This window comes from Pseudomonas sp. DW-iso3 (assembly GCF_058725305.1).
In genome coordinates this window covers 554,605-578,467 of record NZ_JBZXDZ010000001.1, presented here as the reverse complement: position 1 = coordinate 578,467, position 23,863 = coordinate 554,605, and the positions used below count along the sequence as shown (strand labels likewise).

Genomic DNA, 23,863 nt, shown 5'->3' with positions numbered 1-23,863 from the left:
CGGGCCATGCTGGCAACCGGGGTGTTGGTGGTCAGGCGGCAGCCTCAGAGGGTGGCTTGGCGTACCTGTTTTTCCAGCTCCAGCTTCAAGCCTGGCTCCAGTTTCAGTTGGCGTGCCAGCTCGTCGAGGTAGGCCTTCTCCATGAAGTTTTCCTCGTCCACTAGCATCACGCTGGCGATGTACATCTCGGCCGCCATTTCCGGCGTGCCGGCGGCCCGCGCCACGTCGGCGGGGTCCAGGGGCTTGTTCAGTTCGGCATGCAGCCAGCTGTGCAACTCGCGGTCGTTATCCAGCTTGGTGAATTCGCCCTCGATCAGTTCGCGCTCGCGCTCATCCACATGGCCGTCGGCCTTGGCGGCGGCGACCAGCGCCTTGAGGATGCCCTGGCTGTGTTGCTCGACCTGCGCCGGTGGCAAGCGGTCGATGGTCTGCGGTTCGCCTTGGGGCGCATTGGCCTGGCTGGCCTGCCAGTTGCCGTAGGCTTTGTAGGCGATAACGCCCAACGCCGCCAAGCCGCCGTAGGTCAGGGCCTTGCCGCCGAACTTGCGGGCTTTCTTGTTGCCCAGCAGCAGACCCATCGCGCCGGCCGCCAGGGCGCCGCCGCCCGCACCACCGAGCAGGCTGCCCAGGCCACCACTGCCAAGCAAACCGCCCAACGCACCTTTGTCGTCCTGTTTACGCTGGCCGCCAGCCTTGTTTTGCAACATATCCTGGCCGGACTTGAGCAACTGATCGAGCAATCCACGGGTATTCATTCGTAGCCTCCAGACACTAGGGTTCATAAGACCAATAGGCTCCCAGCGTAAAACTAAGTGCCAAAAAGCCCCGATCTAGAGTGCTTCCAGATGTAACGCAGCCGCCCTTCGCTTAAATCGATATACACTCGAACACATCTATAAAAATACCTCACTGGTAATTCCAGCATGATGACCTTGCGTCAAATCCGGCACTTTATTGCAGTGGCCGAGACCGGCTCGATCTCTGCCGCCGCGCAGACCGCGTTTATTTCCCAGTCCACCCTGACCCTGGCGATCCAGCAACTGGAGCAGGAAATCGGCGTCAACCTGTTCAACCGTCACGCCAAGGGCATGACCCTGACCCACCAGGGCCATCAATTCCTGCGCCAGGCACACCTCATTCTGGCCACCGTCGACAACGCCAAGCGCAGCCTGCAACAGAGCACCGATCAAGTCGCCGGACAGTTGACCATCGGCGTGACCAGCCTGGTGGCGGGCTATTACCTCGCGGACCTGCTGACCCGTTTCCAGCGCGCCTATCCTAATGTGGAAATCCGCGTGATGGAGGATGAACGCCCGTATATCGAGCATTTGCTGGTCAGCGGCGAAATCGACGTGGGCGTGCTGATTCTCTCCAACCTGGAAGACCGCCACGCCCTGCAGACCGAAGTCCTTACCCATTCGCCCCACCGTTTGTGGCTACCGGCGCAACATCCATTGCTGGAACACGACAGTATCAACCTGGCCGATGTGGCGCGTGAGCCGCTGATTCAGCTGAACGTCGACGAAATGGGCCACAACGCCCAGCGCATGTGGACGAGTGCGGGCCTGCAACCCCGCGTGACCTTGCGCACCGCCTCTACCGAGGCCGTTCGCAGCCTGGTGGCCGCCGGACTGGGCGTATCGATCCAGCCGGACATGACCTACCGGCCCTGGTCGCTTGAGGGCGACATTATTGAAGCGCGGCCGATTGCCGACCTCAGCCAGACCCTTGATGTCGGCCTGGCGTGGCGCCGTGGCACCGCGCGTCCGACGCTGGTGGACCCGTTCCTGACCGTCGCCCGCGAACAGCCGCACCCACGCAAGCCATCTATTTAATCGAATGCTGCATTCAGTATTTAGTATTTGTTGACCTCGCGCCTGACCTCTAGTCTCTGTTCATCCCATAAGAGAAGGTCAGGCGCCTTGTAAGAGAACGCCCATGGCCACACAAGAAAAGAGATCGCGAAAAATGCCCGGCGCGCCCACCCCGCTACTCACTGCGTTGCTGATCGACGGCGAACTGGTTCATGGCCAGGGTTTTGCCGAGCCGATCCTCAACCCGGCCACCGGTGAAGTGCTTACCCAAATCGCCGAAGCCAGCGCCGAGCAGGTGGAAACCGCGATCCTCGCCGCCCACCGCGCCTTTGCCGGTTGGTCGCGTACCACGCCGCAGCAACGCTCGAACATCCTGCTCGGCATTGCCGACGCCATCGAAAAACAAGCCGACTACCTGGCCCGCCTGGAGTCCCTGAACTGCGGCAAGCCGTTGCACCTGGCCCGCCAGGATGACTTGAGCGCTACCGTCGACGTGTTCCGTTTCTTCGCCGGCGCCGTGCGCTGCCAGACCGGACAACTGAGCGGTGAATACCTGCCGGGCTACACCAGCATGGTGCGTCGCGACCCGATTGGCGTGGTGGCATCCATTGCGCCGTGGAACTACCCGCTGATGATGGCTGCGTGGAAAATCGCCCCAGCCTTGGCCGCCGGTAATACGTTGGTGTTCAAACCATCGGAACACACGCCGCTGTCGATCCTGGCCCTGGCTCCGGTCCTGAAAGAACTGTTGCCACGCGGCGTGATCAACATTCTGTGTGGCGGCGGCGAAGGCGTCGGCAGTCACTTGGTCAGCCATCCCAAAGTGCGCATGGTTTCGTTGACCGGCGATATCGTCACCGGGCAGAAGATTCTGCAAGCCGCCTCAAAAACCCTAAAACGCACGCACCTGGAACTGGGCGGCAAGGCCCCGGTGATCGTATGCAACGACGCCGACCTGCACGCCGTGGTCGACGGGGTACGCGCCTACGGCTATTACAACGCCGGTCAGGACTGCACTGCCGCGTGCCGCATCTACGCCCAGGCCGGTATCCACGACAAACTGGTAGCCGAGCTGGGCGCAGCGGTCAGCAGCCTGCGTTTTGCCGGTAAACGTGATGCCGACAATGAACTCGGCCCGCTGATCAGCACGCGCCAGCGCGACCGGGTCGCCAGTTTTGTCGAGCGTGCCCTCGGCCAACCGCATATCGAACGCATCACCGGTGCCGCCGTGCATTCCGGCGCGGGCTTCTATTACCAGCCCACCCTGCTCGCCGGCTGTAAACAGAACGACGAAATCGTGCAGCGCGAAGTGTTCGGCCCGGTGGTCACGGTGACGCGCTTCGATGAGCTGGAACAGGCGGTGGACTGGGCCAACGATTCCGAATACGGCCTGGCGTCCTCGGTATGGACCCAGAACCTTGATAAGGCCATGCAGGTGGCGGCGCGCCTGCAATACGGCTGCACCTGGATCAACAGCCATTTCATGCTGGTCAGCGAAATGCCCCACGGCGGCTTGAAGCGCTCGGGGTATGGGAAAGATCTGTCCAGCGATTCGCTGCAGGACTACAGCGTGGTGCGCCACATCATGGCGCGCCACGGCCAGCATCTTTAAAACAACAATTAAGCGTTTGCGTTACCGGCTTCAAACACTGCCCCGACCATAATTAAAGAAGAGGGAACCCCCATGTCTGCGCACAAGACTGCACTGCTCAGTGCCCTGACCACCGCGCTGCTGGCCAGCGCCAGCCTCCAGGCCGCCGAACCGCTCAAAGCGGTGGGCGCCGGTGAAGGCCAGCTGGATATCGTCGCCTGGCCCGGCTATATCGAACGTGGCGAAAGTGACAAGGCCTACGACTGGGTCACCGGTTTCGAGAAGGAAACCGGCTGCAAGGTCAATGTGAAAACCGCCGCCACCTCTGACGAAATGGTCAGCCTGATGGCCAAGGGCGGGTATGACCTGGTGACCGCGTCGGGCGATGCGTCACTGCGGTTGATCGTCGGCAAGCGCGTGCAGCCGATCAACACCGCGCTGATTCCCAATTGGAAGAACATCGACCCACGCCTGAAAGATGCGCCGTGGTACGTGGTCGGCCAACAAACCTATGGCACCCCGTACCAGTGGGGCCCGAACGTGTTGATGTACAACACCAACGTGTTCAAGACCGCGCCCACCAGTTGGAATGTCATTTTCGACGCGCAGAACCTGCCGGACGGCAAGCCGAACAAAGGCCGCGTGCAAGCGTATGACGGCCCGATCTACATCGCCGATGCGGCGCTGTACCTCAAATCGACCAAGCCGGAACTGGGCATCCAGAACCCCTACGAACTGACCGAAACCCAGTACAAGGCCGTGCTCGAACTGCTGCGCGCCCAGCAACCGCTGATCCACCGCTACTGGCACGACACCACCGTGCAAATGAGTGACTTCAAGAACGAAGGTGTGGTGGCCTCCAGCGCCTGGCCGTATCAGGTCAACGGCCTGCAGAACGAGAAGCAGCCGATTGCCTCGACCATTCCTAAGGAAGGCGCCACTGGCTGGGCCGACACCACCATGTTGCACACCGAGGCCAAGCACCCGAACTGCGCCTACAAGTGGATGGACTGGTCGCTGCAGCCAAAAGTCCAGGGCGACGTTGCCGCCTGGTTCGGTTCGCTGCCGGCGGTGCCCGCGGCGTGCAAGGAAAGCGAGTTGCTCGGCGCCGAGGGTTGCAAGACCAACGGTTTCGACCAGTTCGAAAAGATCGCCTTCTGGAAAACCCCGCAGGCTGAAGGCGGCAAGTTCGTGCCGTACAGCCGCTGGACCCAGGATTACATCGCGATCATGGGTGGCCGCTAAGCCTTCCTGACAACGCAGGACAAAAGGTGGGAGCGGGCTTGCTCGCGAAAGCGGTGGGTCAGTTACAGATGTGTTGGCTGAAACACCACATTCGCGAGCAAGCCCGCTCCCACATTTTGACCGCGTACACCGCTATCCCGTTTTTTCAGAAGTCCAGGCCGGGCCGCTGCGACGACCCGCGCCTTTTTGGAGCACCGCACCATGACGCTTGCAGTCCAATTCACTCACGTTTCCCGTCAGTTCGGCGAAGTGAAAGCCGTTGACCGGGTTTCCATCGATATCCAGGACGGCGAGTTCTTTTCCATGCTCGGCCCTTCCGGCTCGGGCAAGACCACCTGCCTGCGCCTGATAGCCGGGTTCGAGCAGCCGAGCGCGGGCTCGATCCGCATCCATGGCGAGGAAGCCGCGGGGTTGCCGCCGTATCAGCGTGACGTCAACACTGTATTCCAGGATTACGCGCTGTTCCCCCATATGAATGTGCGCGACAACGTGGCCTACGGCCTCAAGGTCAAGGGCGTGGGCAAGACCGAGCGTATGAACCGTGCCGAAGAAGCTCTGGGAATGGTCGCCCTCGGCGGCTATGGCGACCGCAAGCCGGTACAGCTCTCCGGCGGCCAACGCCAACGTGTCGCCCTGGCCCGCGCTCTGGTCAACCGCCCACGGGTGTTGCTGCTCGATGAACCCCTGGGTGCCCTCGACCTCAAGCTGCGCGAGCAGATGCAAAGTGAGTTGAAGAAGCTGCAACGCCAACTGGGCATCACCTTTATCTTCGTGACCCACGACCAGACCGAAGCGTTGTCGATGTCCGACCGCGTAGCGGTGTTCAACAAAGGCCGCATCGAGCAGGTCGACACGCCGCGCAACCTCTATATGAAACCGGCTACGTCGTTCGTCGCCGAGTTCGTCGGCACCTCCAACGTGATTCGTGGCGAGCTGGCCCAGCGCCTCGGCGGCACCGCGCAACCCTTCTCGATCCGCCCGGAACATGTGCGGTTTGCCGAAGGCCCGCTGGGCGCCGGCGAAGTAGAAATCAGCGGTTTGCTCCACGATATCCAGTACCAGGGCAGCGCCACCCGCTATGAATTGAAGCTGGAGAACGGCCAGGCCCTGAATATCAGCCGCGCCAACAACCAGTGGCTGGACACCACTGCCGGGCACCAGGTCGGCCAGACCCTCACCGCGCGCTGGGCCCGTGAAGCCATGGTGCCGCTGACCGATATCGCAGGCGAGGTGTGACATGAGCCTGGCCCTTTCCCAACCGCCGATGCGCAGGTTTTCCAACCTGCTGTACCGCAAGCCCAACCTCTACCTGGCGATGCTGCTGGTGCCGCCGTTGATCTGGTTCGGCGCGATCTACCTGGGTTCGCTGCTGACCCTGCTGTGGCAAGGCTTCTATACGTTTGACGACTTCACCATGGCGGTCACGCCGGACCTGACCCTGGCCAACTTCGCCGCGCTGTTCCAGCCGTCGAACTTCGACATCATCGTGCGCACCCTGAGCATGGCGATCGCGGTGTCGATCGCCAGCGCCATCGTTGCTTTCCCGATTGCCTACTACATGGCGCGCTACACCACGGGCAAGACCAAGGCGTTTTTCTACATCGCGGTGATGATGCCGATGTGGGCCAGCTACATCGTCAAGGCCTATGCCTGGACCTTGCTGCTGGCCAAGGGCGGCGTAGCGCAGTGGTTCGTGCAGCACCTGGGCCTGGAGCCGGTGTTGCAGTTCGTGCTGGGCATTCCCGGCGTGGGCGGCAGCACCTTGAGCACCTCGCACCTGGGGCGCTTCATGGTGTTCGTTTACATCTGGCTGCCGTTCATGATCCTGCCGATCCAGGCGTCCCTGGAACGACTGCCGCCGTCGTTGCTGCAAGCCTCGGCGGATCTTGGCGCCAAGCCGCGTCAGACCTTCATGCAGGTGATCCTGCCACTGTCGATTCCGGGGATTGCCGCCGGCTCCATCTTTACCTTCTCGCTGACGCTGGGCGACTTCATCGTGCCGCAATTGGTGGGCCCGCCCGGCTACTTCGTCGGCGGCATGGTCTACGCCCAGCAAGGCGCCATCGGCAACATGCCCATGGCGGCGGCGTTCACTCTGGTACCGATCGTGCTGATCGCGGTTTACCTGTCCATCGTCAAACGCCTGGGGGCCTTCGATGCACTCTGAAAAATCAAGTATGAGTCTGAAGATTGCAGCCTGGGGCGGGTTGGTGTTTCTGCACTTCCCGATCCTGATCATCTTTCTCTACGCCTTCAATACCGAAGAAGCCGCGTTCAGCTTTCCGCCCCAGGGCTTCACCCTGAAGTGGTTCAGCGTGGCGTTCGCCCGGCCGGACGTGCTGGAAGCCATCAAGCTGTCGTTGCAGATTGCGGCCATCGCTACCCTGATCGCCATGGTGCTCGGCACCCTGGCCTCGGCTGCGCTGTATCGCCGCGAGTTCTTCGGCAAGCAAGGTGTGTCGCTGATGTTGATCCTGCCGATTGCGCTGCCGGGGATCATCACCGGTATCGCATTGCTGGCGACTTTCAAGACGCTGGGCATCGAGCCGGGGATGTTCACCATCATCGTCGGCCACGCGACCTTCTGCGTAGTGATCGTCTACAACAACGTCATCGCACGCTTGCGCCGCACCTCCCACAGCCTGATCGAAGCGTCGATGGACCTGGGTGCCGACGGCTGGCAGACCTTCCGCTACATCATCATGCCCAACCTGGGCTCGGCACTGCTGGCCGGCGGCATGCTCGCCTTTGCGCTGTCGTTCGACGAAATCATCGTCACCACCTTCACCGCCGGCCACGAACGCACCTTGCCCTTGTGGCTGCTCAACCAGCTCAGCCGCCCACGGGATGTGCCGGTGACCAACGTGGTCGCCATGCTGGTGATGCTGGTGACGATGTTCCCGATTCTCGGTGCCTATTACCTGACCCGCGGCGGTGAAAGCGTGGCGGGGAGTGGCGGTAAATAACTGACAAGACCCTGCCACTGAAGAAACACGGATCAGTGTGGGAGCTGGCTTGCCTGCGATCGCAGGCTGTCAGTTGATGAATCGGCTGGCTGATCCACCGCTATCGCGGGCAAGCCAGCGCCCACATTTGAACCGCATTTGCTCAGGGGTAAACACTCGTTTTAGGAGAGCTGAACCATGCAAACCAAACTGCTGATCAACGGCCAACTGGTAGAAGGCGAAGGCCCGGCCCAGGCTGTATTCAACCCGGCGCTCGGCCGCGTGCTGGTGGAAATCAACGAAGCCAGCGAAGCCCAGGTCGACGCCGCCGTGCGCGCAGCCGATGCGGCGTTCGAAAGCTGGTCGCAAACCGCACCCAAAGACCGCTCGCTGTTGCTGCTGAAACTGGCGGACGTGATCGAAGCCCACGGCGAAGAGCTAGCCCAGCTGGAATCGGACAACTGCGGCAAGCCCTACAGCGCCGCCTTGAATGATGAGATCCCGGCGATTGCCGATGTATTCCGTTTCTTTGCCGGCGCCAGCCGTTGCATGAGCGGTTCGGCAGGCGGTGAATACCTGCCCGGCCACACCTCAATGATCCGCCGCGACCCGGTGGGTGTGATTGCGTCCATCGCACCGTGGAACTACCCACTGATGATGGTTGCCTGGAAAATCGCCCCGGCCCTCGCCGCCGGCAATACCGTGGTGCTCAAGCCGTCGGAACAAACCCCGCTGACGGCCCTGCGCATGGTCGAACTGGCCGCTGACCTCTTCCCGGCCGGTGTGCTCAACCTGGTGTTCGGCCGCGGGCCAACCGTCGGCAGCCCGCTGGTGAACCACCCGAAAGTGCGCATGGTGTCGCTGACCGGCTCCATCGCCACCGGCGCAAACATCATCTCCAGCACCGCCGACAGCGTGAAGCGCATGCACATGGAGCTGGGTGGCAAGGCGCCAGTGATCATCTTCAACGACGCAGACATCGACGCCGCCGTGGAAGGCATCCGCACCTTCGGCTTCTATAACGCCGGTCAGGATTGCACCGCAGCCTGTCGGATTTACGCGCAAGCGGAGATCTACGAGCAGTTTGTCGAGAAACTCGGCGCGGCGGTCGCCAGCATCAAGTACGGCTTGCAGGATGACCCGGCCACCGAGCTGGGCCCATTGATTACCGCGCAGCATCGCGACCGTGTCGCAGGTTTCGTCGAACGCGCCGTGGCGCAGTCGCACATTCGCCTGGTCACCGGCGGCAAGGCGGTGGAAGGCAATGGCTTCTTCTTTGAACCGACCGTGCTGGCCGACGCGCAGCAGGACGATGAGATCGTGCGCCGCGAAGTGTTCGGGCCGGTGGTATCGGTGACCCGGTTCACTGATGAAGCGCAGGTGCTCGGTTGGGCCAACGATTCGGACTACGGCCTGGCGTCGTCCGTGTGGACCGCCGATGTAGGACGCGCCCACCGCTTGGCCGCACGCCTGCAGTACGGCTGCACGTGGGTGAATACCCACTTCATGCTCGTCAGCGAAATGCCCCACGGCGGTCAGAAACTGTCCGGGTATGGCAAGGACATGTCCATGTATGGTTTGGAGGACTACACCAGCGTGCGCCATGTGATGTTCAAGCACTGACGATTTAACCCGGCATCCGTTCTGGATGCCGGGAACCTATAACAATAATTTTCAGGATCTCCCATGGATATCACCCGCCGCGACTTCCTCAACGGCGTCGCCATCACGATTGCCGCTGGCATGACCCCGCTGCAAATCCTGCAAGCCGCCCCCGATGGCCGTTACTACCCACCTGCCCTCACCGGCCTGCGCGGCAGCCATGCCGGCTCGTTCGAAGTGGCGCACCAGATGGGCTGGGAAAAGAAGGTGTTCGACACCGACAAACTGCCGATCACCGAGGATTACGACCTGGTGGTGGTCGGTGGTGGCTTGAGTGGTTTGTCGGCGGCGTGGTTCTACCGCGAAAAACACCCCAAGGCGAAGATCCTGATCCTGGAAAACCACGACGACTTCGGCGGCCACGCCAAGCGCAACGAATTCCAGGCCGGTGGCCGCATGATCATCGGCTACGGCGGGAGCGAGGCTTTCCAGTCGCCCAACCACCTGTACAGCAAGGAAGTGAACGGGCTGTTGAAAACGCTCGGGGTGAATATAAAGCGCTTTGAAACCGCCTTCGATCGCCAGTTCTACCCAGGCCTGGGGCTCTCGCGCGGGGTGTTCTTCGACAAGGAAAACTTCGGCGAAGACAAACTGGTGACCGGCGACCCGACCCCGATGGTGGCTGACGATGTTGCACCAGGCCAGCTGAATGCCCGCGCCATCCGCGATTTCATCAATGACTTCCCATTGCCAGCGGCAGACCGCCAGGCCCTGATCGAGCTGCACATGGCGCCCAAGGATTACCTGCCGGGCAAGACTGCCGAAGAAAAGGCCGACTACTTGGCAGCAACCAGCTACCGCGACTTTCTGCTCAAGAACGTAGGATTATCGGAAGGCGCGGTGAAGTATTTCCAGAGCCGCACCAATGACTTCATGGCGTTGAGCATTGATGCCGTCGCTTCGGCTGACGCCTACAGCGTGGGTTTCCCAGGCTTTGCCGGGATGAACCTGGCGCCCATCAGCGAAGAAGCGGCAGCGGAAATGGAAGAGCCCTACATCTACCACTTCCCCGATGGAAATGCCTCGGTGGCGCGCTTGCTGGTGCGCAGCCTGATCCCGGGCGTGGCGCCAGGGCATACCATGGACGATATCGTGCTGGCGACGTTCGACTACGCCAAGCTCGACCAGCCCAAGGCAGCCGTGCGATTGCGCTTGAACAGCACGGCGGTCAGCGTGCGTAACGTCGACAACGGCGTGCATATCGGCTACAGCCGTGGCGGACAACTCGCACAGGTGCGCGGCAAACGCTGCATCCTGGCCTGCTACAACATGATGATCCCGTACCTGTTGAAGGATCTGCCGGCGCCGCAGGCCCATGCCCTGAGCCAGAACGTAAAATACCCGCTGGTGTACACCAAGGTGGTGATCCGTAATTGGCAGTCGTTCCAGACACTGGGCGTGCATGAGATCTACGCGGCGACCCAGCCTTACAGCCGCATCAAGTTGGACTACCCGGTGAGCATGGGAGGCTACGACCACCCGCGCGACCCGACACAGCCGATCGGCTTGCACATGGTCTACGTGCCCACCAGCCCCAACAGCGGCATGAACGCCCGCGACCAGGCCCGTGCCGGGCGGGGCAAACTGTATGGGCAGACGTTCGAGCAGTTGGAAGCGCAGTTGCGTGATCAGTTGCAACGTATGCTCGGGCCGGGTGGGTTCAACCATGAGACCGACATCCTGGCGATCACTGTCAACCGCTGGTCACACGGTTATGCGACCTTCTCCAACAGCTTGTTCGATGATGCCGATGAAAGCGAAGCGTTGATGAAGCTGGCGAAAAAGCCGGTGGGGCATGTGAGTATCGCTAACTCGGATGCGGCGTGGAGTGCGTATGCCCATGCGGCGATTGATGAGGCGTACAGGGCAGCGGGCGAAGTGGCCTGAACGTGACCTGACGCCTGAACCTAATGGGGGAGCGGGCTTGCCTGCGATGCGGTCGACTCGGCCTCCAGTCTGACCGAGCTGATGCCATCGCAGGCAAGCCCGCTCCTACATGGGGTCGTCTTCTTTCCTGAGGAGTGTGTTCGCTCGCCCCCCCCTGCAACACCTTGTTTCACTTGCAACGCCATCACCCCGCCATCAATCAATTTTCCTACGTCATCGAACCGCTTAAGCTATCCAGCGTCTGTTTAATGTCCGTTGCGTTTGGTCGAAGGCATGTCCGAACCGTAATTTCTGATCCAGCACGTGCCAGGAACGGCGCGGGATTTGCTCACGACAGGTTGTCTCTATGCACCGCAGGAATTTGCTCAAAGCGTCCATGGCCATTGCGGCTTACACCGGTTTGTCGGCCAGCGGCCTGCTCGCCGCCCAAGCCTGGGCGGGGAACCGTGCTGCCGATGGCAAGGCCGTGGCGTTCGACTTCGAATCGCTCAAGGCCCAGGCCAAACAACTCGCCGGGACCGCTTACAAGGACACCAAACAGGTACTGCCGCCGACACTGGCGACCATGACGCCCCAGAATTTCAACGCCATCGGCTACGACGGTAACCATTCGCTGTGGAAGGAATTGAACGGCCAATTGGACGTGCAGTTCTTCCACGTCGGCATGGGCTTCAAGACCCCGGTGCGCATGCACAGTGTTGACCCCAAGACCCGCGAAGCGCGAGAGGTACATTTCCGGCCGTCGCTGTTCAACTATGAAAAGACCACCGTCGACACCCAGCAACTGACTGGCGACCTGGGCTTTTCCGGCTTCAAGCTGTTCAAGGCGCCGGAGCTGGACCGTCATGACGTGCTGTCGTTTCTCGGCGCCAGCTACTTCCGCGCGGTGGACAGTACCGGGCAGTACGGCCTTTCCGCCCGTGGCCTGGCCATCGACACCTACGCAAAAAAACGCGAGGAGTTTCCCGACTTCACGCAGTTCTGGTTTGAAACCCCGGACAAGAACGCCACACGCTTCGTGGTCTATGCCCTGCTCGATTCGCCGAGCGCTACCGGCGCCTACCGCTTCGATATCGACTGCCAGGCCAACCAGGTGGTGATGGCGATCGACGCGCACATCAATGCGCGTACCACCATTGAACAACTGGGTATCGCACCAATGACCAGCATGTTCAGCTGCGGTACTCACGAACGCCGTATGTGCGACACCATCCACCCGCAGATCCACGATTCGGACCGCCTGGCGATGTGGCGCGGCAACGGCGAGTGGATCTGCCGCCCGCTGAACAACCCGGCCAAGTTGCAATTCAACGCGTTCGCCGACAAAGACCCGAAAGGCTTTGGCCTGGTGCAGACCGACCATGAGTTCGCCAGCTACCAGGACACTGTGGACTGGTACAGCAAGCGCCCAAGCCTGTGGGTCGAACCGACCACTGCCTGGGGCGAAGGCTCCATCGACCTGTTGGAAATTCCTACAACCGGCGAAACCCTCGACAACATCGTGGCCTTCTGGACCCCGAAAAAACCCGTGGCGGCCGGCGACTCGCTCAATTACGGCTACAAGCTGTACTGGAGCGCGCTGCCACCCGTAAGTACACCGTTGGCGCAAGTCGACGCTACTCGTTCGGGGATGGGAGGCTTTACCGAAGGTTGGGCACCAGGTGAACACTACCCACCGGTGTGGGCGCGCCGTTTTGCGGTGGACTTCAAGGGCGGCGGCCTGGATCGCCTGCCACCGGGCACCGGGATCGAGCCGGTGGTGACGTGCTCCCACGGTCAGGTCAAGGATTTCAGCGTGCTGGTGCTGGATAACATCAAGGGCTACCGCATTCTGTTTGACTGGTACCCGACCAGCGACAGCGTGGAGCCGGTGGAACTGCGCTTGTTTATCCGCACCCAGGACCGCACCTTGAGTGAAACCTGGTTGTATCAGTACTTCCCGCCGGCACCGGACCAGCGTAAGTACACCTGATCGTCCCTTGTAGACGTTGGCTTGCCGGCGATGGCATCACTGCGGTGCGACTGACGCATCGCGGTGCCTGCATCGCTGGCAAGCCAGCGCCTACAGGTGCTCAAAACCGCGACACACTCTTCATCGCCCCCATCAAATAGCGCATCGCCACCTGATCGCTCTCGGTCAGGGCGCGATACTGCGTCAGCAGTTCCACCTCATCCGAACTCAGCCTTCGGCCCCGCAAAGACACACTGCGGGCCAGAAACGACGCCACCACCCCCGCTACACCATAGGACTTGGCCATGGACTGCTTCTCCTGATATCCATCAAATACTCCCTTTGCCCATAACCGCCGCCCATGAAGCGCAATGCCTCAATGAACAAACCGACTGACTTCCTGGGCCAGAAATCAGACTTACTCTAAGCGTAGAAACGATCTTGCCAAGCGTGGGATTTTTTAGAGTAAAAACTTAAATAATGGGTTTTGAGCAAAAAGCTTGCAGTATTTTCCTACGCACCATTTAATTTAGTGACCACTCAATTAATTAATGAACCCACTATGCGCACCGTCGATCCGCAACAACGCGAAACCAAGCGCATGGCGCTTCTTGATGCCGCATCCCGGTGTTTCGCCGAAGCCGGGTTTGTCGCTACCCGCACAGCCGACATTTGCACCGCCGCCGGAATGAGCGCCGGTAACCTGTTCCATTACTTTGCCAGCAAGCATGAAGTGCTGCTGGCGTTGGTGGCGCGCGAAGGTGAGCAGATTCGGCAGGGCATGGCACCTCTGGCCGACGCCGAAGACCCGATGGCGACTTTGCTGGCGTTTGTCGACCACACCTGCCATTTGGCCTGCGACCGCCACTACGCCGGCCTAGCCTTGGAGATTTCCGCTTTGGGCCACCGCGATGAAGCGGTGGCACACCTGATGAAGGCCAACGACCGCTATTTGCGCGAAGGCCTGGAAGCGCTGATCAAAGCCGCCGACCGCGCCGGGCAACTTCACACATCACTCTCTGCGCCTGAAGCCGCCAGTTGGCTGGCCACCCTGATCGATGGCATGTTCGCCCGCGTCGCAGCCGATGCGGACTTCCACCCGGACCAACAGACGCAAGTGCTGCGCGGCCTGGTGGTGCACCTGTTGCAAGGGCGCTGACGATGACCCCGACACGCTTGGTGCACGTCGATGCGTTACGCGGCTTTGCCCTGTTTGGCATTCTGGCCGTGAATATCTGCGCGTTCGCCGACCCTTATTACGCATCAACCCTCAGCAACCCCGACTATGCCGGCACCGTCGACCACGTGGTCCGGTTTGTCATTTCGCTGCTGTTCGAAACCAAGTTCTACCTGCTGTTTTCCTTTCTGTTCGGCTACAGCTTTACCTTACAGATGGCCGCCGCCGAACGTGCCAATGCTGCTTTCGCACCGCGAATGGTGCGCCGGCAATTGGCCCTGCTGGCCCTGGGGCTGGCCCACGGCGCTGCACTGTATTACGGGGAGATTCTTTCCACCTATGCCTTGCTCGGCCTGGTGCTATTGGCGGCTCGCAACCTGTCTCCGGCCAAGGCGTACCGTTGGGGCATTTGCCTGGTGGTGACCGCCTGTTCGGCGTGGATGCTGCTGGGTGTGCTGCAAGCATTGGAAGGCAACCTGACCGGGGTCTCAAGCCCCGACGCCGCAGACAAACTCGTGGCGTTTACTGGCAGTGCAGTGGATACCCTGCGTTTTCACAGTGGCCATCTGTGGAGCACCGTGCAGGCGTTATGGTTGTTGCAAGGGCCTAGCGCCCTGGCGATGTTCTTCTTCGGTTATGCCGCCGGACGACGCCAGCTGTTGGTATCCCCGTACGCCTGGCAGCCGCGCCTGAGCCGCTTGCTGCTCATCACACTGCCCGCAGGCCTGTTGGGCGCAATGATCTATGCCTTGAGCGCCGCCTATGCCCCCGGTGGCGGCCTGGAAACCTTTGCCTTTGGCGTGGGGCAACTCACGGCACCGTTATTGAGCGCCGCCTATGCCCTGCTGATGCTCGCACTGTTCAGCTCTGCCGCCGGGCCTTGGCTGTGCCACTGGCTGGCCCCGGTGGGCAAGATGGCCCTGAGCAACTACCTGCTGCAATCGGTACTGCTGGGGTTGCTGTTCAGCGGCTATGGCGCAGGCCTGATCAACACGCTCGCCCCGCTGCTGATGTTGCCCGTGGCACTTGGGATCTTTGCCCTGCAACTGTGGCTGAGTGCACGCTGGCTGCGTACCCACCCTTATGGGCCGATGGAGTGGCTGCTACGCGCGGCGACGCTGTGGGCCTGGCCGAACTGGCGGCGCACGGCCTAGAAAAAACCCACCGTGGTCAGCGGTGGGTTATGGCAGAGCCCAGAAGGTCAATCGCGCAGGTCCGACTCATGAATCGGCTGATCCCGGTGCGTCGCTCGCTGATATTGCGCCGGCCAGATGGCCTTGCGCCCGCCCAGGTCATCATCGGCATGCAACGGCCAGTACGGGTCACGCAACAGCTCGCGGGCCAGGAAGATGATATCCGCCTGACAGGTGCGCAGGATGTGCTCGGCCTGGGCTGGCTCGGTGATCATGCCAACGGTGCCGGTGGCCATGCCCGACTCTTTGCGCACGCGCTCGGCGAAGCGGGTCTGGTAGCCGGGGCCGGTGGGGATTTCGGCGTTGGCGGCGGTGCCACCAGACGAGACGTCGATCAGGTCCACCCCCAAGTCCTTCAGGCGACGCGCCAGCTCCACGGTTTCATCGGGGTTCCAGCCGTCTTCCACCCAGTCGGTCGCCGAGACCCGCACAAACAGCGGCAGCTCCTGGGGCCAGACATCACGCACAGCCTGGGTCACTTGCAGCACCAGGCGGATGCGGTTTTCGAACGAGCCGCCGTACTGGTCCTGGCGCTGGTTGCTAATGGGTGAGAGAAATTGATGCAGCAGATAACCATGGGCCGCGTGGATTTCCACCACTTCGAAGCCGGCGGTCAACGCGCGCTTGGCGGCGGCGACGAAGTCGGCGATCACTTGCTGGATCTGGCCTTCGTCCAGCTGCTTGGGCGGGGTGTGCTGGGGGTCGAAGGCAATGGGTGATGGCCCCACCGGTGTCCAGCCGCCCTCTTCCACTTTGACGCTGCCATGCTTGCCGATCCAAGGCCGATGAGTGCTGGCCTTGCGCCCGGCGTGGGCCAGTTGAATACCGGCCACCGCGCCTTGGGCAGCGATGAAACGCGTGATGCGTTGCAGCGGTTCGATCTGTGCGTCATTCCACAACCCAAGGTCCTGGGCGGTAATGCGGCCATCGGCAGTTACGGCGGTGGCTTCGGTGAAAATCAGCCCGGCACCACCGACGGCACGGCTGCCAAGGTGCACCAGGTGCCAATCATTGGCCAGGCCATCTTGCGCCGAGTATTGGCACATCGGCGAGACCGCGATGCGGTTTAGCAGGGTCAATTGACGGAGCGTGTAGGGTTCGAGCAGCTGACTCATGGCGCACCTCTTCTGGGTTCTGTGGGCACTATTCAAACGGTGCTTAGAGCCTAGTCGACAACGCTGGATTGCACAGGGTTCAGAAAGGAAAGCGGGAGCCGATTGCCGGCCCCCGTGCAGCAACAGCTTACATTTCGACCTGGGTACCCAGTTCGATCACCCGGTTTACCGGGAGTTTGAAGAAGCGCAGGTTGCCGTTGGCGTTCTTCAACATGAAGGCGAACAACCCCTCACGCCAGCGGGCCATGCCCTTGATCCGCGAGGCGATCACCGTTTCGCGGCTGAGGAAGTAGGTGGTGCGCATCGGGCTGAAGTCCAGGTCATCGAGGTGACACAACTTCAGCGCTTCGGGCACGTCCGGCTCGTCGGTAAAACCAAAGTGCAGGATCACGCGGAAAAAGCCTTCGCCGTAGGCGTCCACCTCGAACCGCCGTGCGGCCGGCACGCGGGGAATATCCTCGTAGACCACCGTCAGCAGCACCACTTGCTCATGCAGCACCTGATTGTGCAGCAGGTTGTGCAACAGCGCGTGGGGCACGGCGTCCGGGCGCGCGGTGAGGAACACGGCGGTGCCCTGCACGCGATGGGGCGGCTGCACGCGGATACTGCCGATAAAGATCGGCAACGGCAGGCCGCCCTCGTCGAGGCGGTCCACCAGCAATTGCTTGCCGCGTTTCCAGGTTGTCATCAGCACAAACAGCACGATCCCCGCCAGCACCGGAAAGGCGCCGCCCTGGATGATCTTCGGCACGTTGGCAGCGAAGTACAGGCCGTCCACCAACAGGCAGCAGACCAGGACCGGCACGGCCAGAATCGGAGGCCACTTCCACAGCAGCAGCATCACTGCCGACACCAGGATGGTGGTCATCAGCATGGTGCCGGTCACCGCCACGCCGTAGGCCGATGCCAATGCGTTGGACGATTCGAAGCCCAGTACCAGCAGGATCACACCGACCATCAGCGACCAGTTCACCGCGCCGATGTAGATCTGGCCCTGTTCGGCGCTGGAAGTGTGCTGGATATGCATGCGCGGGATGTAGCCCAGCTGGATCGCCTGGCGCGTCAACGAGAACGCACCGGAAATCACCGCCTGGGACGCAATCACCGTGGCCAGGGTGGACAACACCACCAGCGGGATCAGCGCCCAGCTAGGCGCCAGCAAGTAGAACGGGTTGCGCGCGGCTTCCGGATCACCGAGCAGCATGGCGCCCTGGCCGAAATAATTGAGCACCAACGCCGGCAACACCAGCATGAACCAGGCGCGAGCGATGGGTTTGCGGCCAAAGTGCCCCATGTCGGCGTAGAGGGCTTCGGCGCCGGTCAGTGCCAGCACCACCGCGCCGAGGATGGCCACGCCAATCCCAGGATGAGCCTCGAAGAAGCGCACCGCCCAGATCGGGTTCATGGCACTGAGCACTTCAGGGTGCAGGGTGATGCCATACACACCCAAACCACCCAGCACCAGGAACCAGGTCACCATCACCGGACCGAACAGCTTGCCGATATGGTCGGTGCCATGTTTCTGGATCAGGAACAGCGCGACCAGAACCACCAGGGCGATCGGCACTACCCATTTTTCCAGGCCGTCGAAGGCCAGCTCCAAGCCCTCAACAGCGGACAAGACGGAAATCGCCGGGGTGATCATGCTGTCGCCGTAGAACAGCGCCGCGCCGCACAGGCCACACACCACCAGGAAACTGCGCAACTTCTTGCGCTCCCCCGCCGCCCGTCGTGCCAGTGCGGTGAGCGCCATGATGCCGCCCTCGCCCTGGTTATCGGCGCGCAGCACGAACAGCATGTATTTGATCGACACCACCCAGATCAGCGACCAGAAGATCAGCGCCAGGATCCCCAGCACGCCGTCATGATTGACCTGAACCCCATAACCGCCGTTGAACACCTCTTTAAGGGTGTAGAGCGGGCTGGTCCCGATATCGCCATAGACCACCCCAACCGCTGCCACCAGCATACCAATCGGCTTGGCGTTTGAATGCTCGGCACCTGCTGCCTGATTACTCGCGTGACCCATCAACAACTCCTGCCCTTTGACCTGCGGTCTTTTATTACAACGCGTCTAAGCTGACCCTAGCATGCGCTGTTTTACTTCTCGTAACAGACGTTTTGTTGACCTTAGGACTTTACCTACGCGCAACGCCGCGAAGCATAGCGCAGCACTCGTCGCATTTCCCTGCATAAAGCTGGTCAAGTGCGTTGCCCGTCGCTAGAATTGCGCACTTTTTGATCAGAGGCGCACCAAGCGCCCGTCCGCAGCCCTGTCGTGCCCGACTGGCGGCGTCATTCAATACCGAGGTTAGACATGTCCACCACCATCGCAAAGGCCAACCCCAAGGTTGGCTTTGTTTCCCTGGGTTGCCCGAAGGCTCTGGTCGACTCCGAGCGCATCCTCACGCAACTGCGTATGGAAGGCTATGACGTTGTGTCCACTTACCAGGACGCCGACGTGGTGGTGGTCAACACCTGCGGCTTTATCGATTCGGCCAAGGCGGAATCCCTGGAAGTGATCGGCGAAGCGATCAAGGAAAACGGCAAGGTCATCGTGACCGGCTGCATGGGCGTGGAAGAAGGCAATATCCGCAACGTGCACCCGAGCGTGCTGGCGGTGACCGGCCCGCAGCAGTACGAGCAGGTAGTCAACGCGGTGCACGACGTGGTGCCACCGCGCCAGGACCACAACCCGCTGATCGACCTGGTGCCGCCGCAGGGCATCAAGCTGACACCACGCCATTACGCATACCTGAAGATTTCCGAAGGCTGCAACCACAGCTGCAGCTTCTGCATCATTCCATCGATGCGCGGCAAGCTGGTCAGCCGCCCGGTCGGCGACGTACTGGACGAGGCCCAGCGCCTGGTCAAATCCGGCGTCAAAGAGCTGTTGGTGATCTCCCAGGACACCAGCGCCTACGGCGTCGACGTGAAATACCGCACCGGTTTCTGGAACGGCGCGCCGGTAAAAACCCGCATGACCGAACTGTGCGAAGCCCTCAGCAGCCTGGGTGTGTGGGTGCGCCTGCACTATGTCTACCCGTACCCGCATGTGGACGAGCTGATCCCGCTGATGGCCGCCGGCAAGATCCTGCCATACCTGGACATCCCGTTCCAGCACGCCAGCCCGAAAGTGCTCAAGGCCATGAAACGCCCGGCTTTCGAAGACAAGACCCTGGCGCGCATCAAGAACTGGCGCGAGATCTGCCCGGAACTGATCATCCGCTCGACGTTCATCGTCGGCTTCCCCGGCGAAACCGAGGAAGACTTCCAGTACCTGCTGGACTGGCTGACCGAGGCCCAACTGGACCGCGTCGGCTGCTTCCAGTATTCGCCGGTTGAAGGTGCCCCGGCCAACCTGCTGGACCTGGCCGTGGTGCCGGACGACGTCAAGCAGGACCGTTGGGAGCGTTTCATGGCGCACCAGCAGGCCATCAGCTCGGCGCGCCTGCAACTGCGCATCGGCAAGGAAATCGAAGTCCTGATCGACGAAGTCGATGAACAAGGCGCGGTTGGTCGTTGCTTCTTCGATGCACCGGAAATCGACGGTAACGTGTTTATCGACGACGCCAGCGGCCTGAAGCCGGGCGACAAGGTCTGGTGCACCGTGACCGATGCCGACGAATACGACCTGTGGGCTGAAAAGCGCGACTGATCGGTAACACTGTAAAAAGCCCTGCATCTGATCAAGATGTGGGGCTTTTTTAGGTCTATCGTTTGCCCATCGCCAATCATCGGCAGGGGCAGGGGCAGCAAGCATGCGTCGGCATTCGGTTATCCACACACCTAAATCCAGCGATTATCAAAAACTGACTGAAATCTGGGAGTCCTCGGTGCGGGCTACCCATGATTTCCTGCCGGACAGCTACATCGAGCTACTGAGGAACCTCGTGCTGACTCACTATCTGGACACGGTGATGCTGATTTGCACCAAAGACTCGCACCAACGCATCACCGGGTTTGCCGGCGTCGCCGCAGGCAAGGTCGAGATGCTGTTTATCGACCCGCAGCACCGTGGCCAGGGCCTTGGCCGGCAATTGCTGCGCTATGCGATCGAGCATATGAATGCCGACGAGCTGGAAGTGAACGAGCAGAATCCCCAGGCCTTGGGCTTCTACCTCAAACAGGGGTTCGAGGTGATCGGGCGCACGGAGCATGACGGCCTGGGCCAGCCCTATCCGTTGCTGCATATGCGTTTGCGCCAGCAGCAACACCTGCGCAGTGGCTGACGAACCGAGGCGATGCCATCGCAGGCAAGCCAGCGCCCACAAAAAGCGACGGCACTGAAATGGGGCCGGGATTAACCGGCGCCAGGCAGGTACAATAGCTGCCCCCTTTTGCTACGGCCCATGTCATGACTGACCCCATACGCCTCTCCAAACGCCTTATCGAACTGGTCGGTTGCTCCCGTCGGGAGGCTGAGCTGTTCATCGAAGGCGGCTGGGTCTCGGTGGACGGTGAAGTGATCGACGAACCACAGTTCAAGGTCACCACCCAGAAGGTCGCACTCGACCCGGACGCCAAGGCCACCGTGCCCGAGCCGGTGACCATCTTGCTGCACGCCCCGGCCGGCGTAGATGCCGAGACGGCCATGGCGTCGATCAGCGCCGAGACGCTCTCGGAGGAACACCGCTTCGGCAAGCGCCCGCTCAAGGGCCACTTCCTGCGCCTCACCGCCAGTGCCGACCTGCAAGCCAAGGCCAGCGGCCTGCTGGTGTTTACCCAGGACTGGAAGATTCTGCGCAAGTTGACCGCCGATGCCGCCAAGATCGAGCAGGAGTATGTGGTGGAAGTCGAAGGCGACATGGTTGCCCACGGCCTCAATCGCCTGAACCACGGCCTGACCTACAAAGGCAAGGAACTGCCGGCGGTCAAAGCCAGCTGGCAGAACGAAAACCGCCTGCGCTTCGCGATGAAAAACCCGCAGCCAGGCGTGATCGCGCTGTTCTGTGAAGCGGTTGGCCTCAAAGTCATCGCCATTCGTCGTATCCGCATCGGCGGCGTGTCCATCGGCAAGGTGCCGGTCGGCCAATGGCGTTACCTGTCCGGCAAAGAGAAGTTCTAAGCCGCCCTTTTTCCCGGCGCCGCCTGATGGGCGGCGCCCTCAGTTGAATACCAGGATTGCCCACCATGATTCACAACGACGTACTGCGCAGCGTGCGCTACATGCTCGACATCAGCGACAACAAGATGGTCGAGATCATCAAGCTCGGCGGCATGGACGTGACCAAGGACGACCTGCTGACCTACCTCAAGAAAGATGAGGAAGAAGGCTTCGTGTTCTGCCCGGATGAAGTCATGGCGCACTTCCTCGATGGCCTGGTGATCTTCAAGCGCGGCAAGGACGAAAGCCGTCCGCCACAGCCGATCGAAACCCCGGTGACCAATAACATCATCCTCAAGAAGCTGCGCGTGGCCTTCGAGCTGAAGGAAGACGACATGCACGCCATCCTCAAAGCCGCCGAGTTCCCGGTGTCCAAGCCTGAGCTGAGCGCGCTGTTCCGCAAGTTCGGCCACACCAACTATCGCCCATGCGGCGACCAGTTGCTGCGCAACTTCCTCAAGGGCCTGACCCTGCGGGTTCGCGCGTAAGCCATGAGTTACAACGTCTCGCCCGTCGGCTTCGTGCGCTCCTGCTTCAAGGAGAAGTTTGCCATCCCACGCCAACCGCAACTGGCACCGGCCGCCCGTGGCGTGCTGGAGCTGGTGGCGCCGTTCGACGGTGGCGAGGCAGTACAGGGCCTGGAGCAGGTCAGCCATGTGTGGTTGCTGTTCCTGTTCCACCAAGCTCTGGAAGACAAGCCCCGCCTGAAAGTGCGCCCGCCTCGCCTGGGTGGCAATACGTCCATGGGCGTGTTCGCCACCCGCGCCACGCACCGCCCGAATGGCATCGGCCAGTCAGTGGTGAAGCTGGACAAGGTGGAGCCGGGGCGGCTGTGGATCTCCGGGATTGATCTGCTCGATGGCACACCGGTGCTGGATATCAAGCCGTATGTGCCGTATGCCGACATCGTCGACACGGCCACCAACGACATCGCCAGCGGCGCGCCGCAGCTGATCCCCGTGCAGTGGCTGAAGACTGCCCTGCAACAGGCACAAGGCCATGCCCAGCGCCTTGGCGAGCCACTGGTGGAACTGATCGATCAGTGCCTGGCACAGGATCCACGGCCGGCGTACCAGACGCCAGGGCCAGAACGGGAATATGGCGCACAGTTCTGGGACGTGGATGTGCGTTGGCACTATCCCGAGGCTGGGGTGATTTGTGTGCTGGAAGTGCTTCCAGCGGGATAAACCCCGAAAACCAGTGTGGGAGCTGCTTTTTGTGGGAGCAGGCTTGCCTGCGATTGCATCACCTCGGTTTAACTAAAGACCGAGGCGTCTGCATCGCAGGCAAGCCTGCTCCCACACAAGCTGGCTCCCACATTTTTGGATCAGTGTTTATTTCTCGACGAACGCCCGCTCGATCAAGTAATCACCCGGCTCACGCATCCGTGGCGAAACTTTCAGGCCGAAGCTGTTCAACACTTCGCTGGTTTCGTCCAGCATGCTTGGGCTGCCGCACAGCATCGCGCGGTCGTCCTCGGGGTTGATCGGCGGCAGCCCGATGTCGCTGAACAGCTTGCCGCTGCGCATCAGGTCGGTCAGGCGCCCTTCGTTTTCGAACGGCTCGCGGGTCACGGTCGGGTAATAGATCAACTTGTCGCGCAGGGCTTCGCCGAAGAACTCGTTTTGCGGCAGGTGCTCTGTGATGAATTCGCGATACGCGACTTCGTTGACGTAACGCACGCCGTGGCACAGGATCACTTTTTCAAAGCGCTCGTAGGTTTCCGGGTCCTGGATCACGCTCATGAAGGGAGCCAGGCCAGTGCCCGTGCTGAGCAGGTACAGGTGTTTGCCCGGCTTCAAATCGTCAAGCACCAGGGTGCCTGTCGGTTTTTTGCTGATGATGATCTCGTCGCCTTCCTTCAAGTGCTGCAATTGGGAAGTCAGCGGGCCATCCGGCACCTTGATGCTGAAGAACTCCAGATGCTCTTCCCAGTTCGGGCTGGCAATGGAGTAAGCGCGCATGAGCGGGCGGCCGTTGGGTTGTTGAAGGCCGATCATCACGAACTGACCGTTCTCGAAGCGCAGGCCCGGATCGCGGGTGCACTTGAAGCTGAACAGAGTGTCGTTCCAGTGATGAACACTGAGGACACGCTCGTGGTTCATGTTGCTCATGTACGGGGGACTCCTGGAAATGGGTCTGCGCCAAATGTAGTTGCGCAATTGCACAGCATTCT

21 protein-coding genes are annotated in these 23,863 nt (G+C 61.2%); 16 read left to right on the top strand and 5 right to left on the bottom strand.

What is annotated here, in order from left to right:
• Positions 1 to 44: 44 nt before the first annotated feature.
• Positions 45 to 755: a tellurite resistance TerB family protein gene (locus AC4PS7_RS02685; protein ID WP_047541335.1), complete on the bottom strand. Its 711-nt coding sequence runs from the start codon at positions 753 to 755 to the stop codon at positions 45 to 47.
• Positions 756 to 923: 168 nt separating this feature from the next.
• On the opposite strand from AC4PS7_RS02685, the gene AC4PS7_RS02680 reads away from it, so the two are divergent.
• The 9 genes from AC4PS7_RS02680 (at position 924) to AC4PS7_RS02640 (ending at position 13,116) form a co-directional block, all read left to right on the top strand.
• Entirely contained in the window at positions 924 to 1,835 is a 912-nt protein-coding gene (locus AC4PS7_RS02680; RefSeq protein WP_010212651.1) for a LysR family transcriptional regulator, read from the top strand.
• Between the two features lie 133 nt (positions 1,836 to 1,968).
• The gene (locus AC4PS7_RS02675; RefSeq protein WP_010212652.1) at positions 1,969 to 3,426 is read left to right on the top strand and encodes a gamma-aminobutyraldehyde dehydrogenase; all 1,458 of its coding nucleotides are present in this window, start codon (positions 1,969 to 1,971) and stop codon (positions 3,424 to 3,426) included.
• A gap of 72 nt (positions 3,427 to 3,498) precedes the next feature.
• Complete coding sequence (gene ydcS, locus AC4PS7_RS02670) at positions 3,499 to 4,650, top strand: putative ABC transporter substrate-binding protein YdcS (RefSeq protein WP_047541333.1); 1,152 nt, start codon at positions 3,499 to 3,501, stop codon at positions 4,648 to 4,650.
• Between the two features lie 201 nt (positions 4,651 to 4,851).
• Complete coding sequence (locus tag AC4PS7_RS02665; protein WP_021492450.1) at positions 4,852 to 5,886, top strand: ABC transporter ATP-binding protein; 1,035 nt, start codon at positions 4,852 to 4,854, stop codon at positions 5,884 to 5,886.
• A gap of 1 nt (position 5,887) precedes the next feature.
• A complete protein-coding gene (locus tag AC4PS7_RS02660) occupies positions 5,888 to 6,817 on the top strand; it encodes an ABC transporter permease (protein ID WP_010212656.1) in 930 nt (309 codons plus the stop codon).
• Positions 6,807 to 7,616: an ABC transporter permease gene (locus tag AC4PS7_RS02655; protein ID WP_021492451.1), complete on the top strand. Its 810-nt coding sequence runs from the start codon at positions 6,807 to 6,809 to the stop codon at positions 7,614 to 7,616. The genes AC4PS7_RS02660 and AC4PS7_RS02655 overlap by 11 nt, the downstream gene beginning before the upstream one ends.
• A 177-nt stretch (positions 7,617 to 7,793) precedes the next feature.
• Positions 7,794 to 9,218 (top strand): gamma-aminobutyraldehyde dehydrogenase, encoded by a 1,425-nt coding sequence (locus AC4PS7_RS02650; RefSeq protein WP_021492452.1) that lies wholly within the window; start codon positions 7,794 to 7,796, stop codon positions 9,216 to 9,218.
• A 63-nt stretch (positions 9,219 to 9,281) separates the two neighbouring features.
• Positions 9,282 to 11,144: a flavin monoamine oxidase family protein gene (locus tag AC4PS7_RS02645; RefSeq protein ID WP_010212662.1), complete on the top strand. Its 1,863-nt coding sequence runs from the start codon at positions 9,282 to 9,284 to the stop codon at positions 11,142 to 11,144.
• 346 nt (positions 11,145 to 11,490) lie between these two features.
• A complete protein-coding gene (locus AC4PS7_RS02640) occupies positions 11,491 to 13,116 on the top strand; it encodes a glucan biosynthesis protein D (RefSeq protein ID WP_010212664.1) in 1,626 nt (541 codons plus the stop codon).
• 100 nt (positions 13,117 to 13,216) lie between these two features.
• On the opposite strand, the gene AC4PS7_RS02635 is transcribed toward AC4PS7_RS02640, so the two are convergent.
• Positions 13,217 to 13,402 carry a hypothetical protein gene (locus AC4PS7_RS02635; RefSeq protein ID WP_010212665.1) on the bottom strand — a complete coding sequence of 62 codons (186 nt, stop codon included), beginning with the start codon at positions 13,400 to 13,402 and terminating at the stop codon, positions 13,217 to 13,219.
• 255 nt (positions 13,403 to 13,657) lie between these two features.
• Here AC4PS7_RS02635 and AC4PS7_RS02630 point away from each other — a divergent pair, with 255 nt between their 5' ends.
• Complete coding sequence (locus AC4PS7_RS02630) at positions 13,658 to 14,254, top strand: TetR/AcrR family transcriptional regulator (protein WP_021492454.1); 597 nt, start codon at positions 13,658 to 13,660, stop codon at positions 14,252 to 14,254.
• A gap of 2 nt (positions 14,255 to 14,256) precedes the next feature.
• Positions 14,257 to 15,426, top strand: coding sequence for a DUF418 domain-containing protein (locus AC4PS7_RS02625; RefSeq protein ID WP_010212668.1), 1,170 nt, complete (start codon positions 14,257 to 14,259; stop codon positions 15,424 to 15,426).
• Positions 15,427 to 15,473: 47 nt separating this feature from the next.
• Here AC4PS7_RS02625 and AC4PS7_RS02620 read toward each other — a convergent pair whose 3' ends face one another.
• Both AC4PS7_RS02620 and AC4PS7_RS02615 read right to left on the bottom strand, forming a co-directional pair.
• Positions 15,474 to 16,580 carry an NADH:flavin oxidoreductase/NADH oxidase gene (locus AC4PS7_RS02620; protein ID WP_010212669.1) on the bottom strand — a complete coding sequence of 369 codons (1,107 nt, stop codon included), beginning with the start codon at positions 16,578 to 16,580 and terminating at the stop codon, positions 15,474 to 15,476.
• A 127-nt stretch (positions 16,581 to 16,707) separates the two neighbouring features.
• Positions 16,708 to 18,609 (bottom strand): potassium transporter Kup, encoded by a 1,902-nt coding sequence (locus AC4PS7_RS02615; RefSeq protein ID WP_010212670.1) that lies wholly within the window; start codon positions 18,607 to 18,609, stop codon positions 16,708 to 16,710.
• Positions 18,610 to 18,897: 288 nt separating this feature from the next.
• On the opposite strand from AC4PS7_RS02615, the gene rimO reads away from it, so the two are divergent.
• The 5 genes from rimO (at position 18,898) to tsaA (ending at position 22,874) form a co-directional block, all read left to right on the top strand.
• Entirely contained in the window at positions 18,898 to 20,238 is a 1,341-nt protein-coding gene (gene rimO, locus AC4PS7_RS02610) for a 30S ribosomal protein S12 methylthiotransferase RimO (protein WP_005785474.1), read from the top strand.
• 103 nt (positions 20,239 to 20,341) lie between these two features.
• Positions 20,342 to 20,812 carry a GNAT family N-acetyltransferase gene (locus AC4PS7_RS02605; RefSeq protein ID WP_021492456.1) on the top strand — a complete coding sequence of 157 codons (471 nt, stop codon included), beginning with the start codon at positions 20,342 to 20,344 and terminating at the stop codon, positions 20,810 to 20,812.
• Between the two features lie 125 nt (positions 20,813 to 20,937).
• Positions 20,938 to 21,648, top strand: a complete 711-nt coding sequence (locus AC4PS7_RS02600; protein ID WP_010212674.1) for an rRNA pseudouridine synthase — start codon at positions 20,938 to 20,940, stop codon at positions 21,646 to 21,648.
• 65 nt (positions 21,649 to 21,713) lie between these two features.
• Complete coding sequence (locus tag AC4PS7_RS02595) at positions 21,714 to 22,175, top strand: YehS family protein (RefSeq protein WP_010212675.1); 462 nt, start codon at positions 21,714 to 21,716, stop codon at positions 22,173 to 22,175.
• Positions 22,176 to 22,178: 3 nt separating this feature from the next.
• Entirely contained in the window at positions 22,179 to 22,874 is a 696-nt protein-coding gene (gene tsaA, locus AC4PS7_RS02590; protein ID WP_010212676.1) for a tRNA (N6-threonylcarbamoyladenosine(37)-N6)-methyltransferase TrmO, read from the top strand.
• 147 nt (positions 22,875 to 23,021) lie between these two features.
• Here tsaA and fpr read toward each other — a convergent pair whose 3' ends face one another.
• Entirely contained in the window at positions 23,022 to 23,801 is a 780-nt protein-coding gene (fpr, locus tag AC4PS7_RS02585) for a ferredoxin-NADP reductase (protein ID WP_003189055.1), read from the bottom strand.
• Between the last annotated feature and the right edge of the window lie 62 nt (positions 23,802 to 23,863).